This window comes from Psychrobacillus sp. FSL K6-2843 (assembly GCF_038626375.1).
In the GTDB taxonomy this organism is placed as follows: Bacteria; Bacillota; Bacilli; order Bacillales_A; family Planococcaceae; genus Psychrobacillus; species Psychrobacillus faecigallinarum.
Window position 1 is genome coordinate 1516379 of record NZ_CP152021.1, and the last position, 17955, is coordinate 1534333.

General features: G+C 38.0%; 15 protein-coding genes. All 15 read left to right on the top strand.

The features are described 5' to 3' along the window. Nucleotides 1-23 precede the first annotated feature (23 nt). The 15 genes from MKY94_RS07385 to MKY94_RS07455 all read left to right on the top strand — a co-directional run bounded on the left by MKY94_RS07385 (nucleotide 24) and on the right by MKY94_RS07455 (nucleotide 17923). The gene (locus tag MKY94_RS07385; RefSeq protein ID WP_144538113.1) at nucleotides 24-830 is read left to right on the top strand and encodes a YmfK family protein; all 807 of its coding nucleotides are present in this window, start codon (nucleotides 24-26) and stop codon (nucleotides 828-830) included. Between the two features lie 16 nt (nucleotides 831-846). Next, entirely contained in the window at nucleotides 847-1710 is an 864-nt protein-coding gene (locus MKY94_RS07390; RefSeq protein WP_144538114.1) for a helix-turn-helix domain-containing protein, read from the top strand. A gap of 50 nt (nucleotides 1711-1760) precedes the next feature. Further along, on the top strand, nucleotides 1761-2339 hold the full coding sequence (pgsA, locus tag MKY94_RS07395; protein WP_144538115.1) for a CDP-diacylglycerol--glycerol-3-phosphate 3-phosphatidyltransferase: 579 nt from the start codon (nucleotides 1761-1763) through the stop codon (nucleotides 2337-2339). A 15-nt stretch (nucleotides 2340-2354) separates the two neighbouring features. Beyond that, nucleotides 2355-3611, top strand: coding sequence for a competence/damage-inducible protein A (locus MKY94_RS07400; protein ID WP_342578327.1), 1257 nt, complete (start codon nucleotides 2355-2357; stop codon nucleotides 3609-3611). A 172-nt stretch (nucleotides 3612-3783) separates the two neighbouring features. Next, nucleotides 3784-4851 (top strand): recombinase RecA, encoded by a 1068-nt coding sequence (gene recA / locus MKY94_RS07405; protein ID WP_225215853.1) that lies wholly within the window; start codon nucleotides 3784-3786, stop codon nucleotides 4849-4851. Between the two features lie 601 nt (nucleotides 4852-5452). Next, nucleotides 5453-7006, top strand: a complete 1554-nt coding sequence (rny, locus tag MKY94_RS07410) for a ribonuclease Y (RefSeq protein ID WP_144538257.1) — start codon at nucleotides 5453-5455, stop codon at nucleotides 7004-7006. A 76-nt stretch (nucleotides 7007-7082) separates the two neighbouring features. Then, a complete protein-coding gene (locus MKY94_RS07415) occupies nucleotides 7083-7880 on the top strand; it encodes a TIGR00282 family metallophosphoesterase (RefSeq protein WP_151110486.1) in 798 nt (265 codons plus the stop codon). 86 nt (nucleotides 7881-7966) lie between these two features. Next, nucleotides 7967-8233 carry a stage V sporulation protein S gene (locus MKY94_RS07420; RefSeq protein WP_144538118.1) on the top strand — a complete coding sequence of 89 codons (267 nt, stop codon included), beginning with the start codon at nucleotides 7967-7969 and terminating at the stop codon, nucleotides 8231-8233. 264 nt (nucleotides 8234-8497) lie between these two features. Beyond that, nucleotides 8498-10252, top strand: a complete 1755-nt coding sequence (locus tag MKY94_RS07425; protein WP_154311087.1) for a 2-oxoacid:acceptor oxidoreductase subunit alpha — start codon at nucleotides 8498-8500, stop codon at nucleotides 10250-10252. After that, entirely contained in the window at nucleotides 10239-11105 is an 867-nt protein-coding gene (locus MKY94_RS07430; protein WP_144538120.1) for a 2-oxoacid:ferredoxin oxidoreductase subunit beta, read from the top strand. Before MKY94_RS07425 ends, MKY94_RS07430 begins: the two co-directional genes overlap by 14 nt. 1020 nt (nucleotides 11106-12125) lie before the next feature. Then, nucleotides 12126-13673: a tRNA (N6-isopentenyl adenosine(37)-C2)-methylthiotransferase MiaB gene (gene miaB, locus MKY94_RS07435; protein ID WP_144538121.1), complete on the top strand. Its 1548-nt coding sequence runs from the start codon at nucleotides 12126-12128 to the stop codon at nucleotides 13671-13673. After that, a complete protein-coding gene (locus MKY94_RS07440; protein WP_144538122.1) occupies nucleotides 13673-14107 on the top strand; it encodes a RicAFT regulatory complex protein RicA family protein in 435 nt (144 codons plus the stop codon). Before miaB ends, MKY94_RS07440 begins: the two co-directional genes overlap by 1 nt. Nucleotides 14108-14337: 230 nt before the next feature. Continuing rightward, nucleotides 14338-15327 carry a TAXI family TRAP transporter solute-binding subunit gene (locus tag MKY94_RS07445; RefSeq protein WP_144538123.1) on the top strand — a complete coding sequence of 330 codons (990 nt, stop codon included), beginning with the start codon at nucleotides 14338-14340 and terminating at the stop codon, nucleotides 15325-15327. Between the two features lie 72 nt (nucleotides 15328-15399). After that, nucleotides 15400-15915 carry a DUF1850 domain-containing protein gene (locus tag MKY94_RS07450; RefSeq protein ID WP_260866603.1) on the top strand — a complete coding sequence of 172 codons (516 nt, stop codon included), beginning with the start codon at nucleotides 15400-15402 and terminating at the stop codon, nucleotides 15913-15915. After that, nucleotides 15899-17923, top strand: coding sequence for a TRAP transporter permease (locus tag MKY94_RS07455; protein WP_144538124.1), 2025 nt, complete (start codon nucleotides 15899-15901; stop codon nucleotides 17921-17923). Before MKY94_RS07450 ends, MKY94_RS07455 begins: the two co-directional genes overlap by 17 nt. Nucleotides 17924-17955 lie beyond the last annotated feature (32 nt).

A 17955-nucleotide genomic window follows, 5' to 3' on the forward strand; every position in this document is an offset into this window, starting at 1 on the left:
TTCTAAACAGGGAGGAATACATGATGGCAAGTGAGTGGTTTTTTGAATATGAAATTCAAGTAAATCGTCCCGGACTTTTAGGAGACATTTCTTCTCTATTAGGTATGTTACGAGTAAATATAGTTACAATTAATGGAGTGGACGAGGGTAGACGTGGTATGCTCATTAAGGCAGAGAAAAAAGAAAACATTGAACGCTTTGAGCACATCATTTCCACAATGGAAACGATTCATTTGACTAAATTCCGTGAGCCTAAGTTAAGAGACCGTTTAGCTGTTCGTCATGGAAGGTACATACAAAGAGATGCGGATGATAGAAAGACTTTTCGTTTTGTAAGAGACGAGCTTGGACTTCTTGTTGATTTTATGGCTGAAATTTTTAAACAGGAAGGACACAAGCTGATAGGTATAAGAGGGATGCCACGAGTTGGAAAAACAGAGTCTGTAGTGGCGGCTAGTGTATGTGCGAACAAAAAGTGGATTTTCTTATCGTCTACCATGATTAAGCAAACTATTAGAAATCAGCTCGCAGGAGATGAATTCAGTGATCGTAATATTTTTATACTGGATGGTATTGTTACCCGAAAATCAAACGATGAAAAACATCTTCAGCTAGTAAGGGAAATGATGAGGATGCCTACTATTAAAGTAGTTGAGCATCCAGATATGTTCATCCAGCATTCAGAATATTCCATTGAAGATTTTGATTATATAATTGAGCTTCGCCATAGTCCTGATGAGGAAATAACGTATGAAATGATGGAGAAGAATCACGGTATGTCCGACAAGGGAATGGGTGGCTTTGGCGGATTTGGCGGATTTAATTTTTAACGGGTAGGTGTTTTATATGACTGAACTTGGAACTCGCTTAAAAGAAGCGAGAATAGCAAAAGGCTATAGTATTGAGGATTTACAAGAAATAACTAAAATACAAAAAAGATATTTGGCGAATATTGAAGAAGGAAACTATTCAACAATGCCAGGAGCCTTTTATGTGAGAGCTTTTATTAAGCAATATGCAGAAGCTGTCGGCTTAAATGGCGATGAACTTTTAGAAACTTACAAAGCAGAAATTCCGAGCCCTGCAAATGAGGAAGTTGCTAAAAGCATACCAACTACACCATCAAGAAGAACCTTAGGTGGGCGATCTTCGAATAAGTTTATGGAGATAGTGCCGATGATTATAGTTGCATTGTTTATTGTAGCGATTATTGTGATTGTATGGGTACTCTGGCAGAATTCGCCTGAAGCAGACGATTCGAATGAATTGGAAACAGAAGAAAATGTAACACTAGAAACGAACCGTCCTTCAACTGACCAAACAGCAGTAGATAATGAAGAGGAAGAAAAGGAAAAAGAGGCAGTAGTGGAGGAAGAGGAAGAGAAACCTACACCTGAGCAAGTGGTTACCTTAGTGGGAACCGAGGGAGAAACTACTACTTATACTGTCAGCGGTTCAGAGACTTTTAAGCTTAAAGTTGTGGCTAATAGTGCTAAAACTTGGTTAAACTTAAAAGATCAGGATAGTAATAAATTATATGATAGCTGGGTCAATTCAGGGACTCCATACGAATTGGATGTAACAGATAAGTCCCAAATCCGTGTTCGTGTTGGGGATGTTCTAATCAGCGAGGTATATATTAATGACCAGTTAGTAGAATTTCCAACAGATAAAAGCCCACAAAATTTAGTTATACAGTTCAACAAATAGTCATCGATGAGATGGCTATTTTGTTTGAAAGATGAAAGGAGTTTTTCAAAATGAATATACCAAATAGAATTTCTATGTTTCGAATTTTTTTAATCCCAATTTTTATGATTTTTATGCTAGTAGACTTTAACTGGGGAGAAGTTAGCTTTTTAGGTGCAACAATCCCAACAAACCATCTAATAGGTGCAATTATTTTTATTATCGCCTCTATTACAGACTTTATCGATGGCTATTACGCTCGAAAATATAATTTAGTAACGAATATGGGTAAATTTTTGGACCCATTAGCAGATAAATTGCTTGTGTCAGCGGCATTAATAATTCTCGTGCAGTTTGGAGTTGCGCCAGCTTGGGTAGTTATATTAATTATCAGCCGCGAATTTGCCGTGACTGGACTACGATTAATTTTAGCTAATACTGGAGAGGTAGTGGCGGCAAACCAGCTTGGCAAGATAAAAATGTGGACACAAATAATTGCGATTTCATCCTTACTATTAGGAAATGTATTCTTTGAAATGTTCAACTTCCCATTCGATATGATTATGCTGTATGTTTGTCTATTCTTCACAGTATGGTCGGGATTTGATTATTTCTATTTGAATCGTAAAGTGTTACTTGACTCAAAGTAGGAAGGAAGTATAGGAATGAAAGCAGAGATTATTGCGGTAGGTTCAGAGCTATTATTAGGTCAGATTTCTAATACAAATGCCCGATTCATATCTTCCCAGCTTGCGGAGTTAGGGATAGACGTATATTACCATACGGTAGTTGGAGATAATCCCAATCGGTTATTAGACTCCATCAAAATCGCAGAAGAACGAGCAGACCTAATTATTTTTTCAGGAGGTTTAGGGCCTACTAAGGACGACCTAACAAAAGAAACAATTGCTAAACACCTTAACAAAAATCTTGTACTTGATGATCACGCGATTATGTATATAGAAGATTTCTTTAAAAGATCAGGAAGAATGATGACTGAGAATAACAAAAAACAAGCGCTGGTTTTAGAAGGCTGTACAGTCTTGGAAAACAAGCATGGGATGGCTCCAGGAATGCTTCTTTCAACAGAGAACCATGCATATATGTTATTACCTGGGCCCCCAAAGGAATTGGAACCGATGTTCCAATTTGAGGCTAAGCCACTACTACCTAAGTTGTTGTATAAAGAAAACGTTATTATGTCTCATGTAATACGCTTTTATGGAATAGGAGAAGCAGAGTTAGAGACACAGGTCCAAGACTTGTTAGACAATCAAACAAATCCAACTTTAGCTCCTTTGGCTTCTGATGGAGAGGTAACGTTAAGACTTACTGCGAAAGCAGACACTGAGGAAGAAGCATGGAAAAGCATTGAAATGCTACAGGCTGAAATTTTAAACCGTGTCGGTAAATATGTGTATGGCTATAATAACGAATCACTTGCCTCGAAGTTAAGAGATATTCTAATTGACAATGAACTAACAATATCTGCTGCAGAAAGTATGACGGCAGGTCTTTTCCAATCAGAGTTGGCAGCGGTCCCGGGAATGGGGGTTGCGCTAGTAGGTGGTGTTATCACTTACACTGAAGAAGTAAAAATCAATCAACTAGGTGTTAAGAAGGAAACCATTGATGAACACAGTGTAGTCTCTAGTCAGGTTGCCGAGGAGATGGCAATCCGTGTTAAAGAGAAATTTAATACAACAATTGGTGTAGGTATCACTGGAGCTGCAGGTCCAGACGGACATGGCGACCAACCGGCCGGTACGGTTTGGATTGGAATTGCCTATGGGGACGTTGCGCCAATATCCTATAAATTGAATCTTTCAGGCATGAGAAACACGAATAGATTAAGAACTGTGAAATTTGCAATCCATTATCTTATCCGTATACTCAGAGAAGAGGGACTTTCAAAAATTTAATTTTGACTATAAAAAACGGCCCAAAATACTATTTTGAGCTGTTTTTTCCTATCAAATTATGATAGTCTTAATAAATAAACGAATAGATGTTCGCTTTTTTCTTGTAAATTTCTCAAAGACCGAGTATACTAAAGATAGTAAAAAAAATGATAGTTTCTAGGAGGAAATACATTTGGCTAATGATCGTAAAGCAGCGTTAGAAATGGCTTTAAAACAAATAGAGAAGCAATTTGGGAAAGGTTCAGTTATGAAGCTAGGAGAGAAAACAGACCGTGAAATCTCCACTTCTTCAAGTGGTTCCCTAGCTTTGGATGCAGCTCTTGGAATAGGCGGATATCCACGTGGCCGTATTATTGAAATCTATGGACCTGAAAGCTCAGGTAAAACAACAGTAGCTCTTCACGCAATTGCAGAAATTCAAAAAACTGGTGGCCAAGCAGCATTTATTGATGCTGAGCATGCATTGGACCCTGTCTATGCACAAAAACTAGGCGTTAATATCGATGAATTATTATTATCTCAACCTGACACTGGAGAGCAAGCCCTTGAAATCGCAGAAGCTCTAGTTCGCAGTGGTGCGGTTGAAATCATAGTTATTGATTCCGTAGCAGCTTTAGTACCAAAAGCAGAGATAGAAGGGGAAATGGGAGATTCTCATATCGGTCTTCAAGCTCGCTTAATGTCTCAGGCTTTGCGTAAGCTTTCTGGTGTTATTAACAAATCTAACACGATAGCTATTTTCATCAACCAGATTCGTGAAAAAGTAGGCGTAATGTTTGGTAACCCAGAGGTAACACCAGGTGGTCGTGCGCTTAAATTCTATAGTTCCGTTCGCTTGGAAGTAAGACGTGCAGAAGCTATTAAACAAGGTACTGACATTATGGGGAACAAAACAAAAATTAAAGTAGTAAAAAATAAAGTTGCTCCACCATTTAAAACAGCAGAAGTAGACATTATGTATGGAGAAGGGATTTCTCAAGAAGGAGAAATCGTCGACATAGGTTCTGAATACGATATTATCCAAAAAAGCGGTTCTTGGTATGCATACAATGAAGAACGCATAGGTCAAGGGCGAGAAAACGCTAAACAATTCTTGAAGGAAAATCCTGCTATTAAAGACGAAATCGCATCAAAAATTCGTCAATCTTTAGGAATGACTTCAAATTCATTTGTTATTGCAGCACATGAACAAGAGGAAGAAGACGGCGAATTCGAGCTACTTTTAGATGATGAAAAATAAAAAGTTAAGCTTCTTCTTTTAGGGAAGAATTACAAAAGGTATTAAGAGTCTATCTCTTGATACCTTTTTTTAAAATAAAGTTTATAGCTGAGAACCCCGGGATGGCATATCATACCTACGGTGGAAAGTGTATATTCATCTATTATTCATTTTTCAAGGAAAATATTATTTGATAGCTTTATATAATGAGTAAGTTTGATCCAAACGATTTTTTAGGTGAAGACTCTTGGTTGTTGTTGGTGAGAAAGATAAGCTAGCATACAATGGCAATAATCGAAGGAGAAGGGTTATGCTTCCTTGTGAAAAGCGTCCATCTGAAGTAAAAATTAACCATATCTATCACATATCATAATATCAATAAAAAAGTATTTACCCAAAATCACCCTATACTTTTCTTTTGCTCTTTATAATATGAAGACCCCCCTCCCCTAAAACTAATAATATTCTCCCGTTTCCTTGACAGAGTATTTCTACATCTATACAATTAAAATTGTATAATTTCTTTATTAAATGATAAAAAGGCTGTACAAATATGCACTAATTATTGCATATTTGTGCCAACTGAAACTTAAAAGTATAGCAATAGGGGGTGTTCGAAATGATGGAAATTATCATCTCCGCTTTGCTTGGTCTACTTGTTGGTGGCGCTGTTGGTTACACTTATCTGAAAAAAGTGAATGATTCAAAAGTGACTGGTGCAAAACAATCTTCTGCGCTCATTTTAGAGGAAGCAAAGCGAGAAGCAGAAGCATTAAAGAAAGAAGCACTATTAGAAGCCAAAGATGAAACTCACCAATTACGAAATGAAGCTGAATCTGACATCCGAGAACGCCGCATGGAACTGCAAAAACAGGAAAATCGGTTATTACAAAGAGAAGAGAACCTAGATCGTAAAGATGATGCTCTAAACAAGAGAGAAGTAAGTCTTGAGCGTAAAGAAGATGCTCTAACACAAAGACAACAGCATATCGAACAGAAGGAAAGTGAAGTGGATGAATTAGTTGATAAGCAACAAAGCGAGCTTCAACGTATTTCTACGTTAACACGAGAAGAAGCAAAAACAATTATTCTTCAAGAGGTAGAAAACGAACTAGCAACCGATATTGCTGTGATGACTAAAGAGTCAGAAACAAGAGCCAAAGAAGAGGCTGACAAAAAATCTAGAGAAATACTTTCACTTGCTTTGCAAAGATTTGCGGCAGATCATGTTGCTGAAACAACTGTGTCAGTTGTAAATTTACCAAACGATGAGATGAAAGGACGAATTATCGGACGCGAAGGACGAAACATTCGTACGTTAGAAACATTAACAGGTATTGATTTGATCATTGATGATACGCCAGAAGCTGTTATTCTTTCTGGATTCGATCCTATTAGAAGAGAGACTGCTCGACTTGCTCTAGAAAAATTAGTACAAGACGGACGTATCCATCCAGCTCGAATCGAAGAAATGGTAGAGAAATCTAGAAGAGAAGTAGATGAACAAATTCGTGAAATTGGTGAACAAACTACATTTGACGTAGGTGTTCATAATTTACACCCAGATTTGATGAAAATTTTAGGTCGTTTAAGATACCGTACAAGTTACGGACAAAACGTACTAAAACATTCCACAGAAGTTGCATATTTAGCTGGACTATTAGCAGCTGAACTAGGGGAAGACGTTACATTAGCTAGACGTGCTGGCTTACTACATGACATTGGTAAAGCTATTGACCATGAAGTAGAAGGTAGTCACGTAGAAATTGGTGTAGAACTTGCTAGAAAGTATAAAGAACATCCAGTAGTGATTAACAGTATCGCTTCCCACCATGGTGATACAGAGGCTACATCTGTTATTGCGGTATTAGTAGCTGCTGCAGATGCATTATCCGCAGCAAGACCAGGTGCAAGAAGTGAAACATTGGAAAACTATATTCGCCGTCTAGAAAAGTTAGAAGAGATTTCAGAATCATATGATGGTGTTGAAAAATCTTTTGCTATTCAAGCGGGTAGAGAGATTCGCATAATGGTACGTCCAGACCAAATCGATGACATTACAGCACATCGCTTGGCTAGAGATATCCGTAAGCGAATCGAAGAAGAGCTCGATTATCCTGGTCACATTAAAGTAACAGTAATCAGAGAAACAAGAGCTGTCGAGTATGCAAAATAAGTAAAGAAAAAATGAAATTGAAATTAAAAGGCTTCGAAATGAAGCCTTTTTTTCGTGAAGGGAAGTTATTAAAATAATGAAAATTTTATTTATTGGTGACATTGTTGGATCTATTGGTAGAGATACGTTAGAAAGCTACTTGCCAAGATTGAAAAGAAAATATAATCCAGATGTAGTAATTGCAAATGGAGAGAATGCAGCAGCAGGTAGAGGCATTACAAAAAATATTTTTAACTCCCTTTTACATATGGGGGTAGATGTAGTAACTATGGGAAATCATACATGGGACCAAAAAGAAATTATGGATTTCATTGATGATACAGATTATTTAATTCGCCCAGCTAATTTTTCAGAAGAGGCACCTGGAAAAGGAATGACCTCTGTTACAAAAAACGGTCATACTATTTCAGTTATCAATATGCACGGCAGAACCTTCTTGCCGCCGCATGAAGATCCATTTAAGATGGCAACGGAAATGGTAGAGGAAGCAAAAAAGCTATCGCCAATCGTATTTGTAGACTTTCATGCAGAAGCGACAAGTGAAAAGATTGCTTTTGGCTGGCATTTAGACGGAAAGGCATCTGTCGTTGTTGGTACTCATACACATGTACAAACAGCAGATTCTCGTATTCTGCCTGGTGGTACTGCTTATATTACAGATGTAGGGATGACAGGACCTTATGACGAAGTATTAGGTATGAAAAAAGAAGATGTCCTGTACCGTTTTCAAACAAATATGCCAACTCGCTTTGAAGTGCCAAAGAGTGGGCGTTCGGTACTAAGTGGATTTTTCGTAGAGGTAGATAACAAAACAGGTAAAGCGATACATCAGGAAAGAATTTATATTAACGAAGATTATCCATTTGAGGCTTAAAAATGTCTAAATAATTTCTTCCGAGCATAAGTTAGTTTATGAACGAAAGCAAGTTCATAAATATAGCGATAAAAGGAGAAATGATAGTGGATTCTTTAAAAGTATCTTCTCGTTCAAACCCAAATTCAGTTGCTGGTGCATTAGTTGCAGTTATAAGAGAACAAGGTTATGCAGAAATGCAAGCAGTAGGCGCAGGAGCATTAAACCAAGCGATAAAAGCTATTGCTATAGCAAGAGGATTTGTTGCTCCAAGTGGCACAGACCTAACTTGCTCCCCGGCTTTCACAGATATTGTTATCTCTGGTGAAGACCGAACTGCTTTGAAATTACTGGTGGAAAAGAAAACAAAATAATATATTGTTGCAAATCGTTCTCCATAAGGAGACTTTGCGCTCTATATAAAGTTATGCAAAAAGTCGCTACTTATTATAAGTGGCGGCTTAAATTTTGGGGAAAGTACATACAGTACTAATTTTTTGAATAATTGGTGACGAAGCATTTCCGTCAAAGGTCTGAAATTCTATAAAAAAACAGGGAATACATAGTGAATATCCCTACTTCGTGATAAACTAATGAAGGAAAAAAGCATTTAAAGAGAATAGTAAGGAGATGTTTATATGTTGCAACAGCTTTCTTGGAAAGTAGGAGGGCAGCAAGGAGAAGGTATTGAGAGTACGGGCGAGATTTTCTCTATGGCTATGAATCGCCTAGGATACTACTTATATGGATACCGTCATTTCTCTTCTCGAATTAAAGGTGGACATACTAACAATAAAATTTGTGTACGTCCTACTCAAGTACGTACCATTCCAGATAACTTAGATATTTTAGTGGCGTTCGATCAGGAAACCATTGATGTAAATTATAAAGAGCTTACAGAACAGAGTGTAATACTAGCTGATGCTAAATTTTCACCTGAGGCACCAGAGGACTGTCTAGCACCAATGTATATCGTACCTTTTACAGAGATTGCTTCTGAGCTTGGAACTTCTCTTATGAAGAATATGGTGGCAATTGGGGCAACGTCTGCTTTATTAAACTTAGACAAAGCAGTATTCCAGAGCGTTGTCGATGAAATTTTTGGTAAAAAAGGGCAAGAAGTTGTAGAAAAAAATATGCAAGCTATTCAACAAGGCTATGACACTATGGCACAGCAGCTTGGCGACCGTTTAGGAGAATGGGAGGTAGCTCCTGCTGATGGCAACCGTCGTCTATTCATGATTGGAAACGATGCAATCGCTATGGGAGCATTAGCCGCTGGAGTACGCTTTATGGCAGCGTATCCAATCACACCAGCCTCTGAAATAATGGAATACATGATTAAAAAGCTACCACTATTCGGTGGAGCAGTTATTCAAACAGAGGATGAAATTGCTGCAGCAACAATGGCAATTGGTTCTAACTATGGTGGTGTACGTGCATTCACTGCATCTGCAGGTCCTGGTTTGTCTCTAATGATGGAGGCAATCGGATTATCAGGTATGACCGAACAACCATTAGTGGTGGTGGATACTCAACGTGGTGGCCCATCTACTGGATTACCAACAAAACAAGAACAGTCCGATTTGATGCAAATGATCTACGGCACACATGGTGAGATTCCAAAGGTTGTTATTGCACCAAGTACTGGTGAGGAAGCGTTCTACGATACGATACAAGCATTTAACATTGCAGAAGAGCTCCAACTACCTGTAATTATTCTTTCGGACTTACAATTATCACTTGGTAAGCAAACAGTAGAGCCTTTTGATTATTCTAAAATTGAAATTCGTCGCGGTCGCTTAATGATTGATGAAGAGCTTCCAGAAACTGAAGATAAGGCTTACTTTAAACGCTATGAAGTAACAGAGGATGGTATTTCTCCTCGTGTATTACCTGGCATGAAGCATGCTATCCACCACGTAACAGGGGTAGAGCATGACGAAACTGGTAAGCCTTCAGAGGCAGCCTTAAATCGTAAGGCCCAAATGGATAAGCGTATGAAAAAGCTGAACTACGTTAACTTCGACCAACCGGTGTATGTCAACGCGCCTCATGAAGAAGCAGATATTTTATTTGTAGGCTTTAATTCTACTCGTGGAGTATTAGAGGAATTACAACAAACGTTAAACGAAAACGGAGTTAAAGTGAATCATGCACATATTCGCTTGATACACCCTTTCCCAACAGCAGAAATGCAGCCTTTAGTATCAAAGGCTAAAAAAGTAGTGGTTGTGGAAAATAACGCAACAGGACAATTGGCAAACATTATTAAAATGAATGTTGGCGGTCATGACAAAATAGTGAGTGTCTTAAAATACGACGGCACCCCATTCTTGCCATTAAGCCTTGCAAAACAAGTAAAGGAGATGCTAACAGATGGTAACATTTAAAGATTTTCGTAACAATGTAAAACCAAACTGGTGCCCAGGATGTGGTGACTTTTCTGTACAAGCGGCTATACAACGTGCAGCAGCAAATGTCGGCATCCAACCGCATGATTTAGCAGTAATCTCTGGAATTGGATGTTCAGGACGTATCTCAGGATATATCCATTCTTACGGCTTCCATGGTATTCACGGAAGAGCTCTACCAATCGCCCAAGGGTTAAAAATGGCCAATAAGGATTTACACGTTATCGCATCTGGCGGTGACGGAGATGGATTTGCCATCGGTATGGGGCACACGATTCACTCGATTAGACGTAATATTGATTTAACATACGTAGTAATGGACAATCAAATTTATGGGTTAACAAAGGGACAAACGTCTCCTCGTTCAGCAGAAGGATTTAAAACAAAGTCAACACCGGGCGGAGCAATAGAACCTTCCGTTAAGCCGCTTGAGCTGGCACTTACATCTGGAGCTACATTTGTTGCACAGGGCTTCTCATCAGATATAAAAGAGCTGACAGCTATCATCGAAGCTGGTATTCAGCATAAAGGATTCTCCTTTATCAACGTTTTCAGCCCATGTGTTACTTATAACAAAGTAAACACATACGACTGGTTCAAAGAACATTTAACGAAGCTATCCAACGTGGAAGGATACGATTCAACTAATCGTGAAGAAGCACTACGAGTAGTTATGGAAAACGAAGGGTTAGTAACAGGTATTATCTATCAGGACGAAAACGCACCATCCTACCAAGAACAGGTACCAGGATATGCACCAACCCCACTTGTTGATCAAAACTTGAAGATGAGTGAAAAAGAATTTAGCACATTGTTAAAAGACTTTATGTAATAACAGAAGGCTCCTGGACTTTTAATGTCTAGGAGCCTTTTATTTGTGGTTTATCAATCATGCTTGAATAATTTCTGTCTAGAAATTCAGTGGTTAAGTGGTGTTGGACCCCTGAAGTAGGGTAATAGTGTCTCGTAAATGGAAGCAAAGTGCTTCTAGATCAGTGGAACGCCCCTAAAAAGTAGAAAAGCCGCCCCTAAATGGCTGAAACCCGCCCCTAAAGTAGGAGAAAGTGTCTCGTAAATAGAAGTAAAGTGCTCCTAAATCAGGGGAACGCCCATAAATAGTAGAAAAGCGCTCCTTAATGGCTGAAACCCGCCCCTAAAGTAGGAGAAAGTGTCTCGTAAATAGAAGTAAAGTGCTCCTAAATCAGGGGAGCGCCCATAAATAGTAGAGAAGTGCCCCTAAATAGCTGAAAACTGCTCCTAAAGTAGGTGAAAGTGTCTCGTAAATGGAAGTAAAGTGCTCCTAAACCAGGTGAACGCCCCTAAAAAGAAGAAAAGCGCTCCTAAATAGCAGAAACTCGCCCCGAAAGAAGGAGAAAGTGTCTCGTACATAGAAGTAAAGTGCTTCTAAACAAGTGGAATGCCCCTAAAAAGTAGAAAAGCGCCCCTAAAATAGGAGAAAGTGTCTCGTAAATAGAAGTAAAGTGCTCCTAAACCAGGGGAACGCACCTAAAAAGTAGAAAAGCGCCCCTAAATAGCTGGAACCCGCCCCTAAAGTAGGAGAAAGTGTCTCGGAAATAGAAGTAAAGTGCTCCTAAACAAGTGGTACGCCTTTAAATAGCTGAAACCCCTAAGTAAGGTAAATCTTATAATATGGAAATATATAAGCAAATAACGTATCCCAGTTTCTCTAAGCCTATCTAGTTCTATGTAAAATATCACATAAACCTCAAAATCCTTATATATTTTGTCTAAATAAGAACTTTTAAGCTTAATACCTTGTAGCAAGGGAGCACTATTCAGTATAATAGGATGGATATACGGATTTTGGCGAATGAAAGAAAGGGGAGTTCTTATGAACGAGGAATCACGTTTACAAAGTACTCAAATTAAAGAAACTACTTCTCCAGAAAAAAAAATGGAGAAAGATTATAGTAAATATTTTCAAGCAGTTTACACTCCCCCGTCCTTAAAAGATGCAAAAAAACGTGGGAAAGAAGAAGTGGCTTACCACAACGACTTTTCAATTGCAGATGAATTCAAAGGGATGGGACAAAATCGTAAATTTTATATACGTACCTACGGATGTCAAATGAATGAGCACGATACAGAAGTAATGGCTGGTATTTTCATGCAATTGGGATATGAGCCGACTAACACAGTGGAAGATGCCAACGTCATTCTACTAAATACATGTGCAATTCGTGAAAATGCGGAAAACAAAGTATTTGGTGAGCTTGGGCATTTAAAGCATTTAAGAAGAAGCAATCCTGATTTACTTATTGGTGTTTGTGGCTGTATGTCACAGGAAGAATCAGTTGTGAAGAAAATATTAAAAACCTACGATCAAGTAGATATGATTTTCGGTACACATAATATTCATCGTCTACCTAATATTCTAAACGAAGCATACCTATCAAAAGAAATGGTAATTGAAGTTTGGTCTAAAGAAGGAGATGTAATCGAGAACCTTCCACGTGTGCGTAAGGGATCTATTAAAGCATGGGTAAACATCATGTATGGTTGTGATAAGTTTTGTACATATTGCATCGTACCGTATACACGAGGTAAGGAGCGTAGCCGTCGACCAGAGGATATCATTCAAGAAATCCGTCATTTGGCAGCTCAAGGATATAAAGAAATTACCCTTCTAGGTCAAAATGTAAACGCCTATGGTAAAGATTTTACTGACTTAGACTATCGTTTTGGAGATTTGATGGATGATTTAAGAAAAATAGATGTAGCAAGAATTCGCTTCATGACTAGTCATCCCAGAGACTTTGATGATCATTTAATCGAAGTGTTAGCAAAGGGTGGAAATTTGGTAGAGCATATTCATTTACCAGTTCAATCAGGTTCAACCGATATTCTTAAAATCATGGCTCGCAAATATACAAGAGAACACTACCTAGAGCTTGTAAGAAAAATCAAGGCAGCTATTCCAAATGCTTCATTGTCTACTGATATTATTGTTGGTTTCCCTAACGAAACTGATGAGCAGTTTGAGGAAACGCTTTCTCTTTATAAAGAAGTAGGATTTGAAATTGCTTACACTTATATTTATTCTCCACGGGAAGGCACACCTGCAGCTAAAATGATTGATAATGTGCCTATGGAAGTTAAAAAAGAACGACTTCAACGCTTAAATGCTTTAGTAAACGAAATGTCTGCCACTGCTATGAAAAAGCATGAAGGGGATATTGTAGAGGTATTAGTAGAAGGGGAAAGTAAAAACAACCCTGATGTACTTGCTGGATATACTCGAAAAAGCAAGCTAGTAAATTTCGTTGGACCGAAGGATATTATTGGTCAGCTTGTTAAAGTCAGAATTACAGATGCTAAAACATGGTCACTGACAGGTGAACTAGTAGAAGCGACAATTGAAGAAAAGGTGGGTATATAATGGCTACTAAATACACTAGAGACGATATTATTGAAAAGGCTAGAGAAATTGCTACAATGATTGCAAACACGGAAGAGGTTGACTTCTTTAAACGTGCAGAAGCACAAATTAATGAAAATCAATCCGTTCGTGAAAAAATTGCTAGCTTAAAGAGCCTACAAAAACAAGCGGTTAACTTCCAGCATCTTGGTAAAGAAAAAGCACTAAAGATGATTGAAGGTAAAATTGCTGCAATAGAAGAAGAAATCGACAATATTCCTATTGTACAAGAGTTTAAGCAATCCCAAGGCGATGTGAATAGTTTGTTACAGTTAGTTGCTAATTCAATCTCTAACAATGTTACTAACCAAATTATTGAATCGACCGAAGGAGATTTACTTAGAGGTGAAACTGGCTCTAAAGTAAAAAATACTACTTACGATAGCTGTTCATAATTATTAACGACAAAACATACATTGTATCGACAAGATACAATGTATGTTTTTTGTTTGGTATCATTTTACAATCATATGAGAAAAATTTAGCTTACGTTAAGGTTATTTCGTATTATCTTGTGTTGAATTGACGGAATTTATGCAATTGATTGACAAAGTGACGAGAAATTGTGATAGAATTATAGAGAACATTGGGGTATTTTTATATAAAAAGGGAGGAATTGTAAAATATGAAAAAGAGACAAATGAAATGGTTAGCTGTCTTAAGTATTTTTCTAATACTTTTTTTAGCAGCATGCGGAACAGATGAGTCAGGAAGTGGATCAGGTGACGACTCAGGAAAATCAAAAGATCCAAAATTTTTAAGTATTCTAACTGGTGGGACCCAAGGAACGTATTATCCACTAGGTGGTACTTTTGCTGAATTAGTTTCTGAAGAGACAGGTATAAAAACTACTGCAGAAGTATCTCAGGCATCTGCTGCGAATATGACAGCTTTACAGGAAGGAGAAGGAGATATTGCCTTCGTACAAACTGACATAGCTTATTATGGAACTGAAGGCACAGAAATGTTCGAAGGAAACAAGTTAGATACAGTAGTGGCTCTTGGCGCTCTTTACCCAGAAACTGTACAATTAGTTACCTTAGCAGACTCAGGCATTAATTCTTTTGAGGATTTAAAAGGTAAGAAGGTTTCTGTAGGGGCTCCTGGTTCAGGGACTTACGCAAACGCTGAGCAGCTTTTAGAAATTCATGGTCTATCTATAGAAGATGACATTCAAGCTCAAAACTTGGACTTTGGAGAATCTACCGATGGTTTATCGACTGGTCAAATTCAAGCAGCTTTTATTACAGCTGGTTATCCAACATCAGCAGTTGAGGCTTTAAATGCTACAAACAAAGTTAACATTATCCCAGTAAGTGAAGACAAAGCAAAAGAACTTATCGAAAAATATCCATATTATGCAGTAGATGCAGTGCCTAAAGGAACTTATGGTCTTGCAGATGAGGTACCAGCAGTATCCGTATTAGCGATGCTAGCAGTTAAAAAAGACCTTTCGGAAGATTTAGTCTACAAAATAACAAAAGGTATTTATGGAAATACAGATAAGATCAGTCACGCAAAAGGTGAGTTTATCAAAGCAGAAACAGCTCTTGATGGTATTGGTATAGATGTTCATCCAGGTGCACAAAAATACTTTGATGAAGTGAACAAGTAACGTTTAGTGAAAAGAGGCTCTGATGCGTACAGCTTCGAGTCTCTTTTCTAGTTAAGTGAGGTTTCAAACTTTGTGAAAAATAAAGTAATATTTGTCTTTATACTGATAGCGGTCATATTTATTTTTATACCGTTCATACCTGCATTTTCGTTTACAGAAACTCGTACAGATTCGCCAGTTTCATATTATCTATTGATAAACGAAGAAAATAACTTTCAAATTGTATTTACTCACACCATACATAAAACAGATGTGATTGAAAACTATCAAATAATGGACAGTGAGATTCTATTACAGTCAATGGAGTATAGTGATGTAGCAATTGGGATGCCAAGTTATGCAGAAAAAGGGCAAACTCTGATTTATAAAGAAGGTACATATACTTTGTCAAATGATGAACCAGTTGTTTTGCCTCATTTTACTTTGTTTATCGGAGATGTGAAGGATAAATTGTATTTTAAATATGGATTAAAAAAATATGATTTAAAAGAAAAATTAAAAAAAGGGAAATCTTATAAAGTCGAAGTGAAAAAGCTTTCCTTAGTAGAAGTAATGAAAGGAGTTAACCTGAATGAAAGAAAACCATGATGACAAAACGAAGCAAAACACTGAGTCCAGTAATTTTCAGGAGCTATCAATAGAGGAGCAACAAGCTCTTTTAGAAAAATATGATCCAGAATCCAATACGCGTAGTATAGGTGGCAACTTGAAATACCTTATTTATATAGGCTTGTTGGCATTTTCATTATTTCAGCTTTACACTGCTATATTTGGGCAATTTCCTGCACAAATTCAGCGTACTGTCCATTTAGGATTTGGTTTATTATTTGTATTTCTTTTATTTCCTGCACGAAAGAAACTATCTAAAACGAAAATTCCCTTTTATGACTTCATATTAGGGGCGGGAGCGATTTTTGTTGGGAGCTATTGGGTTATAAACTATGAAAGACTTGTCCAAAGCCTAGGAAGTTTGGGTACGTTAGATTTTATAGTAGGTTTAATTGCTATAATATTAGTTTTAGAGGCTGCACGTCGAGCAGTAGGTTTACCAATAACTATTATAGCAGCATTATTTTTACTTTATGCATATCTGGGGGAGTACTTCCCAGCCTTCATGGCTCATCGAGGTCAAAGTTTGGATAATATCGTTAATTTAATGTTTTTCTCTACAGATGGTATTTTAGGAACACCTTTAGCGGTTTCCTCTACTTATATTTTTGCGTTCCTGTTATTTGGAGCCTTTTTAGTTAAAACTGGGGTTGGACAATATTTTAATGATCTGTCAGTTGCAGTAGCCGGAAAACTCATTGGTGGTCCAGCAAAAGTAGCGATTTTCTCATCTGCACTACAAGGGACTATTTCAGGAAGCTCCGTTGCAAACGTAGTTACATCAGGGGCGTATACGATTCCGATGATGAAATCTCTAGGATACAAGAAAGAATTTGCTGGAGCAGTTGAGGCCTCCTCTTCAACTGGTGGACAATTAATGCCACCAATCATGGGGGCTGCTGCTTTCTTGATGGTTGAATTCATCGGACGTGGAGTGACATACTGGGATATTGCCAAAGCAGCAGCTATACCAGCACTTCTATACTTTACTGGGATTTGGATTATGACTCACTTTGAAGCAAAGCGTTTAGGTTTGCGCGGGTTGACAGATGAACAGATGCCGGATCGTAAAGAGATTTTTAAGAAGATTTATTTAATCTTGCCTATTTTCTTAATCATAATTTTAATGATGGTTGGTGTTCCTGTAATTCATTCAGCATTATATGGTATTCTGGCATGTATCGTAGTCGGCTGGATTAATAAGGACACGCGCCTTGGTCCTAAAGAAATAATGGATGCATTAGTGGATGGAGCTCGTACAGCACTTAGTGTAGTTGCGGCTACGGCTTGTGCAGGTATTATTGTAGGAGTTGTTGTAAAGACAGGTCTTGGTCTAAGTCTGGCAACTAGTCTTGTTAAACTTGCAGGTGGTAGTATTATTCTTACATTATTCTTTGTAATGATTGCCTCCCTGATTCTAGGGATGGGAGCTCCAACAACTGCCAACTATGTTATCACATCGACTATTGCAGCGCCTGCAATCATTGCGTTACTAGCACCAGATACAGCGCAAAATGCAATTCCGATTGTTGTTTTACTATCTGCACATTTCTTCGTATTTTATTTTGGGATAGTCGCAGATATAACACCGCCGGTTGCCTTAGCCGCCTTTGCTGCATCAGGAATATCGGGTGGTGACCCAATTAAAACGGGGATTCAGTCCTCCAAGTTGGCAATTGCCGCATTTATCATTCCATATATGATTGTATTCTCGCCAACCCTGTTGATGATAGATACAACATTATGGCAAGTGTTATGGGTGACCTTTACTGCCATCATTGGAATGCTAGCGATTAGTGCTGGTATGATTGGTTATTGGTACCGTAAAGTGAATCCTGTTGAAAGGTTGTTTGCAATTCTCGCAGGACTATTGCTTATTTACCCAGAAGGCTATTCAGATATGGCTGGCTTAGCTTTATTCGGTATTCTGTTAGCAATTCAACTTGCTACTCGAGAAAAAGACAATAAAAAGGTAGTTACACTATAAGGAAAACCATGGGCCTAAAACGGCTCATGGTT